Origin of the sequence: Paenibacillus sp. FSL H8-0332, from assembly GCF_037963835.1 — a bacterium.
In the GTDB taxonomy this organism is placed as follows: Bacteria; Bacillota; Bacilli; order Paenibacillales; family Paenibacillaceae; genus Paenibacillus_AQ; species Paenibacillus_AQ rhizoplanae.
On the sequence record NZ_CP150145.1, the window covers coordinates 56051 to 72379 of the forward strand.

The window sequence follows — 16329 nt, forward strand, 5'->3', positions numbered from 1 at the left end:
AGCAAGCCGGATGCCGTCCCCTAGAGGACGGCATCGCTGGTTCTGCTTGCTTGCAAATGGCTATTTGTCAGGTGCTTGGCACATCATTAAGGGGGAAGGGCCTTGAGATATTTCGATTACCTCACACAAGAACAGGAAGCCTCATTATTCCATGTTCCGCCGGTTTCATTTGATCACACTACCCGCAAGGATTTACTGGCTTATGCCGTCGGAGCAGCCCTTTATATGCCGGCCACCCGTGCCAGTGTTGCCGAAGATATTATTAAGCTGAGAGCCTCGGGGCTTATCACGGTAATCATAGATTTGGAGGATGCCATCGGGGACGGTGAAGTGGATTATGCTGAAGAGTCCATCGTCAGGCATCTGGCGTTTCTGTCCGCTTATGCGGAGAATGAGCCGGAGCAGCGCGGCAGTCTTCCGCTGCTGTTCATCCGCGTACGTAACCCTGCACAGCTGCGGGATCTGATTTTTCGGCTGGGATCATTAATCACCATGCTGACCGGCTTCGTCTTCCCCAAATTCTCTGTAGAGAACGGTACGGATTATTTCGAGGCCATTGCCGATTATAATGACACACGGAGCTATTCAGCCCCTGTGCTGTATGGGATGCCGATTCTGGAGAATGCACCGGTTATCTACCGGGAGAGCCGGATGGATACTTTGCTGGGGGTCCGCGATCTGCTTGGGCAATACCGCGAGTATGTGCTGAATGTCCGGATTGGAGCGACGGACTTTTCCAGTCTGTTCGGACTCCGCCGCAGCCCGGATATCAGCATCTATGACCTGACACCGATCCGTGACTGCATGTCGGATATTATTAATGTATTTGGCCGGGTGGAGGAAGGCTACGTGATCTCAGGACCCGTGTGGGAGTATTTTGCCAGCAAGGGGCACCGGGTCCTCCGCCCGCAGCTGCGGGAGACGCCCTTCGAGGATACCTACGGCAAGCATGGCCGCGAGATGCGCAACAGCTTCATCTCAAGCTCGATGGACGGGCTGATCCGGGAAGTGATTTTGGACAAGGAGAACGGCATTGTGGGCAAAACCATTATCCACCCTTCCCACCTCAGACCGGTGCAGGCAATGTATACCGTAATGCATGAAGAGTATGTGGATGCCTTAAGTATTGTAGACAGCAATGATGGCAGCCGCGGCGTGTTCAAGAGTGAATACTATAACAAAATGAATGAAATCAAGCCTCATTTGAACTGGGCCAGACGAATCTTACTACGATCTCAAATATACGGGGTGTTACATGAACAACAGAATTTTGTCGGATTACTACCCGAGAACGAGTATACACACGTTTAACATTGTCGAGAATCTGCAGGTTACGGTAACGGAAACCTCCAATCCTTTTCATATGCCCGTGGATTCCTTGTTCTCCATGGCTGCACGAATCAATAAGAAGCGCTCCTTCCTGTTCGTCAGCAAAGTGCTGGGCAAGCATATTCCCGTAGGACCGTATACCCCGCTGCTCAGCGGAGCGGCACTCGCCTTGCTTCTGTATCTGGAGATGAGCGCGGATACCGCTGACCGGGTGGTTATGGACCCGCTGATGAACCAGGCCGTTCATGGCCTGATCCATCCTGAATATGCGGAAGAAGCTTATCATGCGCTGCTTGCTGCGCGCCTGGCTCTGCCTGAGCCGGTTCTGTTTATCGGATTCGCCGAAACCGCTACCGCCTTGGGCCATAGCATGTATAATGCGTTCGCTGGCGGTGCGTCTTATATTCATACCACGCGTGAGATGATTCCTGAGCTGGAATCGGTGGTCACCTTTGAAGAGGAGCATTCCCACGCCGTAGATCATCTCTGCTATGCCCTGGACGCCGGGTTGTTATCGGGGACAGAGCCGATTGTGCTGGTGGATGACGAGATTACGACCGGTAATACGGCAATTAATACGATCCGGGATATCCAGTCCAAATTCCCGCGCAGGGAGTATGTAGTGGCTTCTCTCTTGGACTGGCGGAGCGATGCCAATATACAAGCTTACCGTGAGCTGGAGCAAGAGCTGGGTATACGGATAACCGCTTTATCCCTGCTTCAGGGAAGCATCAAGGTTGAGGGAATACCGCAGCTGCAAGCCGCAGCTGATAGCGGAGCCGCTGCTTCCACAGGCGCAGAGCTTGTAACCACTTATGTATTCGACGGTTTAGAGCGGCTTCCGGTAACCTCGGCGGATGGGCAGGGCGTTATCAATTCATCGCCTTATCTGAAGCACAGCGGCCGCTTCGGGCTGGAGTCTGCGGATAATGCGCAAATAGATGCAGGTGTAAGCCGTGTGGCCAGGCAGCTCCGGGGACTGCGCGAAGGTGCCCGTACGCTGGTGATGGGCGTAGGCGAGTTCATGTATCTGCCGATGCGGATCGCCGCAGAGATGGGGGAAGGCGTGTTGTACCAGTCCTCGACCCGCAGTCCGATCCATCCCGAGCGGCGTGAGGATTACGGCGTGCATAACGCCGCTGCCTATCCGTCCGCAGGCGATACGGAGATCACGAATTTCATCTATAATGTGGACCCCGGCCAGTATGACGATATCTTCGTCCTGCTGGAGCGGGAGGTACCCTGGCAGCGGATTGCGCCGATGACGGATATTTTACAGAGGCTGGCGGGCAATAAGGTACATCTTGTTGTGCTCAGCTCAGAACCACATACGGGAGGCTCAGGGCTATGAAGGGAATAGATATCGAAGCGATTCACAACAGAAGAATATCCCCTCCGGTTGCGCTGGGCAGCTATCCTGCTTCCGACGTTACCTTTCTGCTCAAGGATCTAAGCGATGTATCCCTGGAGCGGGGAACGGCCGAGCGGGAGGAAGCGATCCAGTCCGGCGTGCATTATTCGGAGATGCTTCCGGTGGAATACCAGCCGACAGAGCAGTATATCGAATTGTTTCATGAGACGCTGCAGCTGACTGCGAAGAAGGTGGCGCTGGCTGTAGCTGTGGTGTCCGAGATGATTGTTGCCCGGCGGGGAACGGCGAATACCGTGCTGGTCTCTCTGGCGAGAGCGGGCACTCCTATCGGGGTATTGATCAAACGTTATATTCTTGAGAAATATGGAGCGGACCTTCCGCATTACAGCATCTCGATAATCCGCGGTAAGGGGATTGATGAGAATGCGGTGCTCTACATGCTGCAGCAGCATGGACGGGATGCCGAGCTGCAATTCATCGATGGCTGGACCGGTAAGGGGGCCATCCGGCAGGTGCTGATAGAGGCCTGTGAGAGTATGCATAAGAAATATGGCATTACGCTAAATGATGATCTGGCGGTACTCGCAGACCCCGGGCACTGCTCGGGAACCTACGGCACCCGGGAGGATTATCTGATTCCAAGCGCCTGCCTGAACTCCACGGTATCCGGTCTGATGAGCCGTACGGTGCTCCGCGATGATCTGATCGGTGCTGAGGAATTCCACGGAGCCAAATTCTACAAGGAATGGCTGGACAGTGATCTGTCCAACGTATTCGTTGAAGCAATTACCCCGTATTTCGCGGAAGTAGCGGCAGAGGCACTAGCACAGGCTGCGGGGATGCTGGAGCATCCGCCGGAGATTACCTGGCAGGGGCTGGCTGATATCCGCAGTATTCAGGATACCTTCGGCATAGATAATATCAATCTGGTGAAGCCCGGAGTGGGTGAGACGACACGTGTGCTGCTGCGCAGAGTGCCCTGGAGAATTCTTGTAGACAGGCTGGATAATCCCAACCTGCGGCATATTCTGCTGCTGGCTGAGGACCGGGGCGTGCCGGTAGAGGTCTATCCCGGGCTGACCTACTCCTGCTGCGGAATCATCAAGCCGCTGAAAGGGGAGAGTGAATGATCTACGCCAGCGATCTGGACCGTACGCTGATCTACTCTCTTAGCGCGATAGGCGTTCCTGAGGACACCCCCGGTCTGGTTCCGGCAGAGGTTGTTGACGGCAGAACGGTATCGTATATCTCACAGCAGGCTCTGGCTACACTGAAAGAGCTGGCGGCGAAGATTGTTTTCATGCCGGTGACTACACGTACGATTGCCCAGTACCGGCGGATTAACCTGTTCCAGGAGACGGTCATTCCGGATTATGCCATCACCAGCAATGGGGGCAATATTCTTGTGAACGGGGTAGTGGACCTGGATTGGCGGACGGCTGTAGGCAGAGCGGTGGAACGCGGCTCCGCAGCGGCGGAAGAAGCCGAAAGTATCGTGCGTGCTGTGGTCCGGGAAGAATGGATCATTAGCCGGCGGTATTGCGATGAGCTGTTCTTTACGTTCGTGGTTCACCGGGATTCGCTGCCGCTGGAGGAGATTGCCCGGATGGCGCAGCGGCTGGGTGAGCTTGGCTGGAAGGTATCCCTGCAGGGGCGCAAGCTCTACATCGTGCCGGAGGCAGTGAACAAAAGCGATGCCATTATCCATGTCCGCCGCACCGTGCATTCGGAGCCGATGGTCGCCTCTGGCGACTCTCTTCTGGACAAGAGCCTGCTCGCCGCCGCCGACTATGCCATAGCCCCCTGTCACGGAGAAATATTTGCCGAGCAGCAGGCGGGTTTAGTACACTTAGAGTATCCGTTTACTGAGCGGCCGGGGGTGTTTGCCGCGGATGAGATTATGCAGTATGTTCACAGGATTTATACACATTTGACAGCATTGGGAGTTGGACCGCCACCATGAAAAAGGTAAATATATATTTCAACCGCTGGTTCTCTGTTGCCTATCACTATATGAATCTCATCCGGAGCAATGAAGACGGGATTCCGGTGCAAATCTTCGCCACCCACCCGGATATCCACCATATGTCGCTGCAAGGCGCCGATGTGGCCGGAACCGAGCCGGCGCTCGAAGGCATTGAATACGTGCAGTTCTGTGTTGATTTTTGCCGCCGGAATGAGATTGATATCTTCATCCCCCGGCTGCATATGCTCGATATTGCGCTGCATGCTTCGCTGTTCGATGAGATCGGGACGAAGGTGCTGGTCTGCCGTGATCTGGATCTGCTTGAGATGATCATGGACAAAGGCAAGTTCTATGAGAGCGTGAAGACCAACGGGATTATGACGATCCCTGATTATCATGTGGTTAGTAATGCAGAACAGTTCAGGGAAGCTTATGAAGATCTCACAGCCAAAGGACACAAGGTCTGCTTCAAGCCTACCGAGACGGAAGGCGGACTCGGATTCCGGATCATTGATAATGACCGCAGTCCCGTGGAGGAGCTGTTCGGGCATGTGACTCCGCTGATCTCCTTCGAGGAGGCTTACCGCATCCTTGCAGAAGCCGGGAGCTTCCCTAACCTGATGGTGATGGAGCTGCTGGAGGGCTATGAATATAGTATTGATTGTCTGTCGGATGAGAAGGGCAATCTGCTGGCCGCCGTCCCCCGCCGGAAGGCGGGCGGCCGTCTGCGGCTGATGGAGTATATTCCAGAGCTTGCGGAGGTTGCCCGCAGGGTGGCTGAGACGTACCGGATTCCGTTCAATTTCAATGTCCAGATGAAGTACAGCGGCGGCGTCCCCAAGCTGCTGGAGATTAACCCGCGGATGTCCGGCGGCCTGCATATCTCCTGTCTGTCCGGAATCAACTTCCCTTATCTGGCTGTCAAAAGCGCGCTCGGCGGCGAGGTTCTGCCTGCGGAGTTCGAGCATAACGTCCTGGCCAGCCATGTTGAGCAGCCGCTGATCATGAGAATAAACGGAGAATCCGTGATTACGGATTCCGTGAATTGAGCGTGAAGCATTCACGCTCATAAGAGGTGAGAGGAATGCAAGCTAAATTCAAAGTACTGGCGTATGCCGGTGCCGGTTATGTCGTAGCCGTACTGACCAGCGGCTTCCTGCCTGAGCTGGTCTCGCTGCTGCTTCCGGTAATCGGGGCGGCACTTGCGGTGCCGGAGCTCAGGCGCACAAGAGTGAATCTCCCGGTGGAGGTGATTCCTGCCGGACAGGAGCCGAAGGCCATTCCGGCGGCATCCGCCGCCGCACCGCAGGCTTCGTCTGCTGCCGCTGTTGCGACTCCTGCTGCTGCGGGACAGGCCTCCCCGGCCCAGTCGGGAGCCGGACACAGGGAGGAAATACAGATCGGGGCAGAGTTCGCCCCGGTGGTGGAGTATCTCAGTATTCTGGAGGATATGATTATCTCCGAAGGGCAGAAGGATACGCTGGACAATGAGATTGTCGAGAAGTCGCTGGCGCTGTTCGCCCGGCTGCAGCGCGTCATTCCGCTGCTCCAGGAGCTGGGCAATGGCGAGATAAACCATACCGTCCGCAGACTGGTGCTGAAGGACCTTAATGGAGTAATCAACCCGTTCCTGCGCCTGGGCGGCGAAGCCAAGACAAGAAACCGGAGAATGCTGCTGAACGGTCTGCGTGATGTCGATGCCAAAATTTCCGATATTGCGTCGACGATTGAGCACAAAGACCTGATGGAACTTCAGACCAAGGCGGAACTGATTCATCAGCGCTACAGCAGTTCCGAATTATAGGAGGAGGATAGCCATGTCCACGCAGTTAATTGAGCTTAGAAAAGAAGATGAGCAGAAGGTAGTCCAGGAGGCTTCCCAGCTAATTGAGCAGGTAGCCAAGACTGACACGGTGGCGCTGGATTCCCTGATGGATGATATCGGGAAGCTTGGGGTGAAGACGCAGGAGAAGGCAGGCCAGACCCTGAAGCTGCTGGACCGCCCCGTTAATGACCTGATGAGCGGCAAGCGGGTGGAAGTGCCCAATATGATTATGAAGCTGCGCAATGAGTGCGAGACCCTTCAGCAGAGCAAGAATGTCAGCTTCTTCGGCAAAATGCTGCGCAAAAGCCCGCTTAAGAATTATGTCTACAAATATCAGTCGGTCCGCACCAACATTGATGCCATTATCACCGGTCTGCGTGACGGCCGGGATACGCTGGAGGAGAGCATCGTCAACATGCGCCAGCTGAAGCGCACCTCCATGGAGGAGATCTATAACCTCCAGACCAAGATCGCCTTCGGCAACAAGCTGAAGGAGCTGTTCGAGGTTGAGATCGCCAAGCCCGAGAATGAATTCCGCAAAGCGTATCTGGAGCGCGGGCTGCGTAAGGTCATGGTGCGGATTCAGTCCATGACCGAGATGATTCTGCTCTACAATCAGGCGATTGCGGCAACGGATATCATCAATGACAATAATGACAAGCTGATTGATTCCGTAAACAACGCGATTGATAAGACCTCCAACCTGATCACCGTCTCGGCGATGATTGCGATGTCCCTGGCTGATCAGGAGAATGTCATCAATGCGGTCGAAGCCACCAACAAGACGATCGAGGACCAGTTCAAGGAGAATGCGCGGCTGCTGCGCACGACGACCGAGAAGACTACGGAGCTGCTCTCCAAGCCATCCATGTCCCTGGAAGCCGTGAATCAGGCCATTGGCGACCTGCTCAGTGCCCTGGATACCTCAGAGCAGTCCAACCGGCGGATCATCGAGAGCTGTCAGGATTATACGTCCAAAATGACCACCATCAACACCCAGCTGAACAACCGGCTCGGGCTGAATGAGGGCTCGCAGCCGCAGGCTTTGAAGCAGGCGGAGAGCGGGCTGAGCAGCTTTTTGAATTAGGGGTTTGATTCTGGGCCGGTAGAAATCCACTCATATTATCCCGCTCTCCCACATACGTTGTCACTAAGGCGACCTGTGGAGAAAGAGGGGATAAGCGGGATGATTCTGGGATGCTTGATCGTGGTGCTTATCGTCGTAGCCAGCAGTGAGAAGGCGGAGGCGATTGCCAGCCTGAATGATCGGGAGGATAACGGCCTGTGAAAAGGGTGCGGGCAGTGAACGGAATCCATAAATTATTGATGCTCTGTGATTCAAGCAATTTCCAGTGGTTTATTGGGTATAATAGCCTGGAGGCTGTACATCAGTCTTCCGGCACCACTGAAAATATAAAGTGAATACGGAGGTCAAATGGAGAACGAGGCACTGCTGCAGGTAGAGAAGCTTGCACTTAAGAAACAGAAGATCTTCCGGCAAAGCGTATTCCGGTACATTGCCAGGGCTATGCTCGCCAGCATGTTTATCGGCTTCGGCGTGATCGTAGCCTTTAAGACCGGCAACTTCTTCTATATGGAACAATCGCCGATGACCTATCCGATGGCTGCGATTACGTTCGGCGCAGCCATCATCCTGATTTCATACGGCGGGGGCGATTTGTTCACCGGGGATACTTTCTATTACACCTATGCGGCACTGAGGCGCAAGCTGGCATGGACCGAGGTTGTGCGGATGTGGGTCGTCAGCTATCTGGGCAACATTCTTGGGGCTGCGGCGTTTGCGCTGCTTATTTTTCTGACCGGATTGTTCTATGATTCCTCTGTCAACGGGTTCCTGCTGGATGTGGTGGCTCATAAGATGGAAGCTCCGGCGATGCAGCTGTTCTTCCGGGCGATTCTCTGTAACTGGCTCGTCTGTCTGGCTTTCTTCGTGCCAATGTCAATGAAGAACGACGGTGCCAAAATGTTCGCCATGGTGCTGTTCGTGTTCTGCTTTTTCATCTCAGGGTACGAGCATAGTATTGCCAACATGTGTACCTTCGCGATTGCCCTCGTCCTGGACCACCCCGGTACGATCTCCTGGGGAGGCGTGGTGCATAATCTCGTCCCGGTCACATTAGGCAATCTTATCGGCGGCGGCGTGCTAATGGGTGTGATGTATTACTATGTGAACAAGCCGTTTCTGGAGGATGAGTCTCACTGAACGGCAATAACACGACACAACAGCGATTCTCCGGTGATAGGGGGATCGCTGTTGTGCGTCCGTAGTTTGGAATTAGGGAACTGGGGGATATTATAGTGAGCTGTCAGACATGTTCCAGTAAAAAGGTGCGTTCTCTTTAGTATTGTGTTGGTACGAGGGTGCATGGTCCGGAGGAAGTACATAGAAAGCAAAAATCAGGGGCACTAATGCCCCTGATTTCGCTTAATGCCGCAGAATAAGTTGTTACATCACCTACCTGTTAGGATGAGTATGTGCTGTAGCGGTAATCTGCTGCTTACCACTTGGAGCCGCCGGAGCTTCGGCCGGATTTGCCGCCGCCAAATGAAGAGCCGCCGGAGGAACGACCGCCACCGCCGCCGCCCCAAGAAGAGCCGCCGGAGGAGCGTCCGCCGCCACCGAATCCTCCGCCCGAAGGCGGGCCGGAATTGCGTCTGCGGGCTTGGTCCCGGCGCTGCTGCTCGCGCAGCATGGCCATTCTGGCTGCGCGTTCGGCCTCTTCCTTCTGGCGGACCAGCCGGTTCGCTTCCTCTACGAAGGACGCGATCTGCGAAGCGTAGGAGCGTCCTGTCTCCTCCAGTTGATCCAGATCGTAAGGACCCGAGGCGAGACGCTGCTCCAGCTCGGTATACTCAGGCAGCAGGGACAGCTGGAAGCGGTTCTGCGAGGCAATTCCTCTGCTGTGCAGCAGATTGTAGGCGGCATCCACCCGGCCCTGCCCTTCCGTGAACAGCCTGCTCAGGCTGTCCAGGCGCTCCTCCAGAGAGTCTAGACTGCTGCTAATGCTACTCATGCTGTTTGCCGTCTCATCCTGCAAGGCAAGCAGCCGGTCCAGCCCGCTGCGGGCATTGTCATACTCTCCGCGTGCATCGCTGGTCCAGGTCTCAAGCTGCGGCACTTCTGCCGCGCCTTGCCGCAGTGCGCCGCCGGCCTCTTCCAGCAGCTTCTCCAGAGCGTCCAGATGCTGCCGGGCGAACCGGTTCTTCACCCCGGCCAGCCGGCTCTGCAATTCATTCCGCCGCTGGCTAAGCATTGCCCATGTGCTGCGTACAGTCTCCAGATCCCTGAGATTATTCTGCCGGATCATAGCCTGGCGTTCCGTCATAGCCACGGCTTCAGTCAGAAGGGCATCCATGTCAGCGCCAATCCGGCGCACTTCGTCCATATGGCCGCTGTGCAGCGGCGCTTCCATGGAACTGGCGGCAGCGGAAGCCTGGTCCAGGCTGTCGTAAGGCTTAACCTTCATATTGTGCAGGGAGTTCTGGTCGATCAGCTCTGCAATCCGGCTACGGGTAGCCGCCAGGATACCGGGGAAGGCCTTCAGCTTGTCGTCAAAGGTCTCCACATCCTGCACATCCTGCACAATCTGCTGTTGCCGCTCCTTCGCTTGTGCAGTAATCTCCTGGGCGGCGATTGGGTCGAACAGCTCCAACTGATCTGCCTTGGCCGTCTCTTCAGCCAGCTCCTGAAGATCTTGGGCAATCTTCTCCAGCGTATAGCCCGTCTCCCGGACCGCTTGCTGGCGCTGTTCTTCAAGCTCGGGGGCAGCCTGCTTCAGCTCGGTGATCTGCTGCTTGACGTTCCGGTCGGCATCGCTTATGACCGCGACCTTTTTCTCTTCTTCCTCCAGGGAGGCACGGAATTCCCCCTCTGTCTGCTGAAGCTGCTCTGCCGCCGCCTTAAGCGCAGACAAGCGGTAGAACGGCGGCAATGGTGCTTGCCCTGCTGTCTGCAATGCAGAGATTTCGACCAGCCGGGAGGTCAGGCGCTTCGAGATGCCCTCGACCATCTCCCCGGTCTTGCCTTGCACAATCCCTTGGAAAGGCTGAAGGGATTCCAGAGCGTGGTTCGCCCGTACCAGCAGGTCGGCGAGCTGCTCGCGCTGTGCGGACAGTCCCTTGCGGCGGCGCAGTCCGGTAATTAGCACATACAGCAGCAATATCAGCAGGGCGGCTAAGACAAGGCCGCCTGCAACCGGCAGGAGGGGGAATCCGCTGCCGCTGCCGTTAGCACCGGAGGCGGCTCCTGCGGTACCCGCAGCCGTACCGCCTGCCGCACCGCTGCCAGTATTACCGCTCTGTCCGCTGCTGCCAATGGCTTGCATCTGTTGGATCACAGAACGTATGCCTTCAGGGATATCTCCGTTTTTGGCATAAGGATTGAAATATTTCTCCAGCACCTTGTTAATTGCTGCGTTACCCGCAGCTCCGCCCTGTTGTATGGACCAGGCATCGAGCGCATCCTGCAGCCCGGGGTTAATGAAGCTGATCTCGGTTAGCTGATCTTCGTAAGCGATCAGGAGCAGGATGTCCCGGGACTTCAGCCCCCAGGTATCATATACATCCGCAGCATAACTGGATATGTCGCTCTCGGCCAGCGAATCAACGGTTAAGACGTGGAAGGTGTACCGGTCTGTAGTGGCAATCCGGCTAAGGCTCTCTGCTTCTTGGGCAGACAGCAGCCGGGCTTCATCCGTAATTACTCCCTGCTGTGCGGGGACATTCGCAGCATAGACCCCCGGTATCCACAACAGCGATAATATCAAGACCAAGGCGAGGGTGAGGTTTTTTCTCAATCTGACACACTCCGATCTATAGGCTATTGTTCATTGTAGTATGCTGATCATTATACTATATCATTAAACATTCTAAGCGCCGCAGATGCAGGCACCGCTGAATTGACGGGATAACCGCACAAAAACCGCACCCCCTTAAGGGATGCGGTTATGTAAGAAGTAAGCTATATTCATCTATTTCTGTATGAAATGGGCTATCTGGTCTGCAGGCACAGGATATACTGCAACCGGGACTTGATTTCTTTCTGCCATTTCATATCTCCGACTTTCACAGCAAGATTGAGCAGGTCCAGGTAATCGTCAACCTGCAGGGCGGTCCGGGTAGTGGCTGCGTTCATGGGTGTTCAGTCTCCTTTTAGCTCAAATATAGAAAATAATGAATGTTATACATCCAATAATGATAATCATTATCAACCACTAATGTTATTATCCACATTTTAACCGCAAAAAGCAATACAAATCTAAAGTTTTTGATTAAATCTAAGATTGTGCGCTCAAGAGTTAAGGATACGGAACCACAGGATGTGCACAATTTATCGGAAATGAGAAAAAAGGAGCAGGAACCCTCCCATTTTTTGTCGAATAAGCTTGTATACATATTAAGCCGATCTTACTGGGATAAAGGAGAATTGCGATGAAGCGGTGTAAATTGTTGCTTCTAATTAGCATTGTGCTCATGCTTGCACACCCCGCTGCCGCTTATGCCGAAAGACAGGAAATTAAGTACCAGGCAGAACTGGAGTATCCACCTTATAAGTACATACAGAATGGTTATCTGACTGGCTTCGATATTGATCTGACAAGTATGATCTTTGAGAAGAATGAATATCTTGTCCACTACAGCACCGGAAATTGGGAGCAGACGTACCGGCGGCTGACTGAGGGCGGGATTGACACTACCGGGCTGATGGCTGTCAGCGAGGAGAGGAAGCAGGATATTCTTTTCTCAAAACCAGTCTTGAAAAGCTATATTTCCGTCTATTCGCGTCAAGGACTCCAGGGTGAGGTCACGCTGGGCACACTCCGTAAGTACAAAATCGGTATCGGTAAAGGACAATATGCAGAGACCATCCTGCAGAACAAGGTGGGTATACCGCCTTCAGAATACATAGAATATGCAACCGTACCGGATGCGTTGGAGGCTCTGCGTCAGGGCGAGATCGACCTGCTGTTCGAGAATCAGGGGGTGGTCGATTATCTGATTGTGGAACAGGGCTTAACCGGTAATATTATCCGCAAAATGAGCAATTTGTATCCGCAGGATGTGGCCTACGGCATCAGCAAGTCCAAGCCGGAGCTGGTGTCCTACGTCAATGCAAGGTTAGAGCATATGGTAAGCTCGGGCGCCTTCGAAGAGCTGTATCAGCAGTATTTCTTCGTGCATTCCGACCATTATAATGAAAAAATGCGTAACCGGATTTTTACCTTATTCTCCATCGGGACCCTTCTGCTGGTTTTGGGCGCCATTCTGCTCCGGATCTATATCCGGCGGCTGCGCCGTACGATTCACTCTGAACAGGAATTTTTCAAGGATGTGATCGAGAATACCGGGGTGATTGTGTGGGCCGTTCACGGGGACAAACGAAGCGTGCGCTTCAACAAATATGCCGAGCTGATGACCGGGCTGACGGAGAAGGAGGTGCTGGGCTTAAGCATAGATGAGCTGCCTCTGGAAGCTGGAGCAGCCGTGCTTAGGGATCTCCTTGCCAAGGCGGCAGCACAGGATTATGCGACTAATGTGGAGCTGAGGCTCCCTGACCATTCTCCGGGTGCGCATTATTTCTCCGTCCGCACGGCCCTCATCAAGGGGATGGACGAGCAGGCGGAGGATATCCTCGTGCTGGTGGGCATCGACATCGATGAACGCAAGCAGAATGAGCTTAAGCTGCAGCTTAGCTACGAGGAGCTGGAGTCCACTTATGAGGAGTTGGCGGCGACAGAGGTGGAGCTGCAGGATCAGTTCAATAAGCTGGGGGTCAGCGAACGGCGGTTCCGCCTCGCCTCGGAAGGCTCGGGTGCGTACATGTGGGAGCTGGACTGGGACAGCGGCTTCTACAAGCTCTCGGACCGGTGGTACGAGGTGATGGGATATACCGAGGCGGAGATCAACTCCTTCGAGGGAGGCGTTCTCAGCATTATTCACCCGGATGATCAGGAATCCGCGCGCAAGGCCAGGCAGGAGCATCTTACCGGACTAACCCCGATCTATGAAACCGAATACCGTATGAGGACGGGGCAAGGGGAGTACATCTGGTTCGAGGTGCGGGGAAAAGCGATCGTTGACCCGAAGGATCAGATTGTCCTGTTCCTCGGCTCTCTGATTGACATCAGCAAGCGGAAGCAGGCTGAATTCAAGCTGAATAACAGCTACCGGGAGCTGGAAGTGACCTATGAGCAGCTTACAGCGACCCAGCAGGAGATTGTAGGGCAATATGATATGCTGCTGGAGAATCAGAAGAATATGCACCGTCTAGCTTATGTGGATTCGCTTAGCAATCTTCCGAACCGGCTCAGTCTGCTGGAGACGATGGAGAGTTATTTCCGCCGGACGGGCGGCAGTGCGGCGCTGCTTTTTGTAGATATGGATAATTTCAAATACATCAATGACACGCTTGGACACAAGTCCGGCGATATTCTGATCCGCAAGGCCAGTGAGCGTCTCCAGTCGGTTGTGCGTGAGACGGATATGCTGTCGCGGCTGGGCGGAGATGAATTTGTTGTTTTCCTTAAGGATATTGAGAGCCGTGTGGATGTGCTTAATCTGGCCGAGGATATTATGCGTGCGTTCCGCAAGTCTTTTCTTATCGGTGAGAGCAATCTGTATGTCTCCTCCAGTATCGGGATCTCCTTCTATCCCGAGGACGGCGAGACGACGGAAGAGATTCTGAAGAATGCCGATGTAGCGATGTACCGGGCCAAGGAAGAGGGGAAAAGCACTTATGTCGTATACGATAAATCCATGCATACCGCCTTCAATGACCGGATGAATATTGAGAAGCATCTGCGCAGTGCGATGAATAATAACGAATTCGAGCTGCATTACCAGCCGCAGGTACAGATGGAGACCGGTCTGATCTCAGGCTTCGAGGCTCTGATCCGCTGGAACAGTCCGGTCCTCGGATTTGTCTCCCCGCTCTCCTTCATCAAGATCGCCGAGGATTCCCGGCTGATTATCTATATCGGAGAGTGGGTGCTGCGCGAAGCCTGCAAATTCATGAACAGCATCCATCAGCGGACCGGCATTCCTTACAAAATATCGGTGAATATCTCCATTATTCAGCTCCTGCAGGATGATTTCGTAGAGATTGTGCTGGATAGTCTCGAGGAGAGCGGCCTTGCGGCATCCAGTCTGGAGCTGGAGATCACAGAGTCGATCTTCATGGAGTCGTTCGGGAGTACGGTCAGCAAGCTGGAGTTCCTGCAGTCCCGGGGGATACGGATTGCCCTGGATGATTTCGGAACAGGGTATTCCTCCCTTAGCTATCTGCAGCAGCTGCCGATCTCTACCCTTAAGATGGATAAAATCTTCATCGATTCCCTGGCCGATAAGGCCTTTAGTGAATCTTTTGTGCAGACGATTATTATTCTGGGCCACAAGATGGGCCTGGATGTAGTAGCAGAGGGCGTGGAGGATGCCAGCCAATGGGCTTTCCTCCGGGAGGCTCACTGTGACAAGGTGCAGGGGTATCTGATCAGCCGCCCGGTGCCGCAGCGCCAGGTGATGGAGCTGCTCGTTCCGCAGCGAAGGTATGACGCGGAGGAGCTTGAATAGAGCGCAGAGAACAAGTGCATAGGAAAGCGGGTCCCCGGCATAGGTTGCTATGCACGGCGGACCCGCTTGTTTGAAATATGGAATTCATATGTTTTGGGGCCTTAGAGGATGACGATTTTGTTTTTGCCGGTTTTCTTGGCCTCGTACAGGGAGTCGTCCGCTTGCTGAAAGATAGAGCTTTTGGAATCCCCGCCGTTATATTCATGCATTCCGATGCTCACGGTAACCGAGTTGTTGTCCATTTCGCTGATCCGAAGGCTCGCAATCCCCATGAGGATATTCTCCATGATCCGTTTCGAATCCTCCAATGTCTTGGCTGTCAGAATAATTACGAATTCCTCCCCGCCGTACCGGGCTGCGAAATCATCCGAGTCGATATGCTGTAGCATAACAGCGGCGACCTGCCGGAGAACGATGTCTCCGACCCAGTGTCCGTACTGGTCATTGACCTTTTTGAAATTATCGATATCAATAACAGCCAGCTGCATGGGAAAAGGATTGCTCTGCTGGTGCTCAATCAGCCAGCCCAGATATTCATGGAAGGTCTTGTGGTTGTACAGATCGGTCAAGGGGTCGATTTTGGACAGCCTGTCCATAATGATGTTCTGGATGCGCAGCTCTTGCTCTGACTTCAACGAATTCTCCAGCGAGCGCATAAGATCCTTGCCCCGGGCTATAACACCAAAGCCGGCCAGCGAGGTTCCGGCTAAGATCAGGGTGATAATGATGTTCTGGATGCGTAGCGTGTAATCGGTAATAGAGGTGTTCAGAAACAGTAGGATGATGTAGATCAGGCAGATCACAGAGGAAATCCTCAGATAATTCTCCCTCAGATAGATCATGGATACCAGCAGGGGAAGCAGCATAATCAGCGGCTTCACATGATATTCGGAACTAAGATTCAGGATGAACACGATGCCGCACAGGTGGCTTCCAAGAATGATTGAGAATTCGGATAACAACGGCTTGTATTTATGGACAGCCTCCAGAATCAGCAGCAGGGCGAACAGAATAGCATCTGGAATCCAGATATGCCTAATGAGATATGGCTTGTCGGACAACTCGGGCCGGTGGCCCCACATGGATAAGTAAACATATAGCTGGCTGGTCAGATAAACAATAAACGCCATCCAAAAGGTATTGAGGATGACGCGGTTCCAATACATTTGGCGAGGAGTAGGCGGCGGGATTTGCATAAGATGTTCCTCTTTTCCAGTGTCAATGTACTTATATATTCGACAATGTTCT

The 16329-nt window shown here is 53.9% G+C and carries 12 protein-coding genes; 9 read left to right on the forward strand and 3 right to left on the reverse strand.

The window, feature by feature from the left end:
• Positions 1-102: 102 nt before the first annotated feature.
• The 8 genes from NST43_RS00260 (at position 103) to NST43_RS00295 (ending at position 8716) form a co-directional block, all read left to right on the forward strand.
• Positions 103-1311, forward strand: a complete 1209-nt coding sequence (locus tag NST43_RS00260) for an HpcH/HpaI aldolase/citrate lyase family protein (protein WP_209992889.1) — start codon at positions 103-105, stop codon at positions 1309-1311.
• A gap of 76 nt (positions 1312-1387) precedes the next feature.
• A complete protein-coding gene (locus tag NST43_RS00265) occupies positions 1388-2680 on the forward strand; it encodes a phosphoribosyltransferase (RefSeq protein WP_209992916.1) in 1293 nt (430 codons plus the stop codon).
• Entirely contained in the window at positions 2677-3831 is a 1155-nt protein-coding gene (locus NST43_RS00270; protein ID WP_339221769.1) for a cysteine protease StiP family protein, read from the forward strand. The genes NST43_RS00265 and NST43_RS00270 overlap by 4 nt, the downstream gene beginning before the upstream one ends.
• Complete coding sequence (locus tag NST43_RS00275) at positions 3828-4664, forward strand: HAD family hydrolase (protein WP_209992891.1); 837 nt, start codon at positions 3828-3830, stop codon at positions 4662-4664. Before NST43_RS00270 ends, NST43_RS00275 begins: the two co-directional genes overlap by 4 nt.
• The gene (locus tag NST43_RS00280) at positions 4661-5716 is read left to right on the forward strand and encodes an ATP-grasp domain-containing protein (protein WP_339221771.1); all 1056 of its coding nucleotides are present in this window, start codon (positions 4661-4663) and stop codon (positions 5714-5716) included. The genes NST43_RS00275 and NST43_RS00280 overlap by 4 nt, the downstream gene beginning before the upstream one ends.
• Before the next feature lie 35 nt (positions 5717-5751).
• Positions 5752-6471, forward strand: coding sequence for a hypothetical protein (locus NST43_RS00285; RefSeq protein ID WP_339221772.1), 720 nt, complete (start codon positions 5752-5754; stop codon positions 6469-6471).
• A gap of 13 nt (positions 6472-6484) precedes the next feature.
• Entirely contained in the window at positions 6485-7579 is a 1095-nt protein-coding gene (locus tag NST43_RS00290; protein ID WP_036723538.1) for a toxic anion resistance protein, read from the forward strand.
• Between the two features lie 348 nt (positions 7580-7927).
• Positions 7928-8716: a formate/nitrite transporter family protein gene (locus tag NST43_RS00295; RefSeq protein ID WP_339221775.1), complete on the forward strand. Its 789-nt coding sequence runs from the start codon at positions 7928-7930 to the stop codon at positions 8714-8716.
• Positions 8717-9011: 295 nt separating this feature from the next.
• Here the strand turns inward: NST43_RS00295 and NST43_RS00300 are convergent, their stop codons facing one another.
• A complete protein-coding gene (locus NST43_RS00300; RefSeq protein ID WP_339221776.1) occupies positions 9012-11309 on the reverse strand; it encodes a TPM domain-containing protein in 2298 nt (765 codons plus the stop codon).
• A gap of 194 nt (positions 11310-11503) precedes the next feature.
• Positions 11504-11647 (reverse strand): hypothetical protein, encoded by a 144-nt coding sequence (locus NST43_RS00305; RefSeq protein WP_171720322.1) that lies wholly within the window; start codon positions 11645-11647, stop codon positions 11504-11506.
• Positions 11648-11943: 296 nt separating this feature from the next.
• On the opposite strand from NST43_RS00305, the gene NST43_RS00310 reads away from it, so the two are divergent.
• Positions 11944-15081 carry an EAL domain-containing protein gene (locus NST43_RS00310; protein WP_339221780.1) on the forward strand — a complete coding sequence of 1046 codons (3138 nt, stop codon included), beginning with the start codon at positions 11944-11946 and terminating at the stop codon, positions 15079-15081.
• A gap of 101 nt (positions 15082-15182) precedes the next feature.
• On the opposite strand, the gene NST43_RS00315 is transcribed toward NST43_RS00310, so the two are convergent.
• Positions 15183-16247 (reverse strand): GGDEF domain-containing protein, encoded by a 1065-nt coding sequence (locus tag NST43_RS00315; RefSeq protein ID WP_339221782.1) that lies wholly within the window; start codon positions 16245-16247, stop codon positions 15183-15185.
• Positions 16248-16329 lie beyond the last annotated feature (82 nt).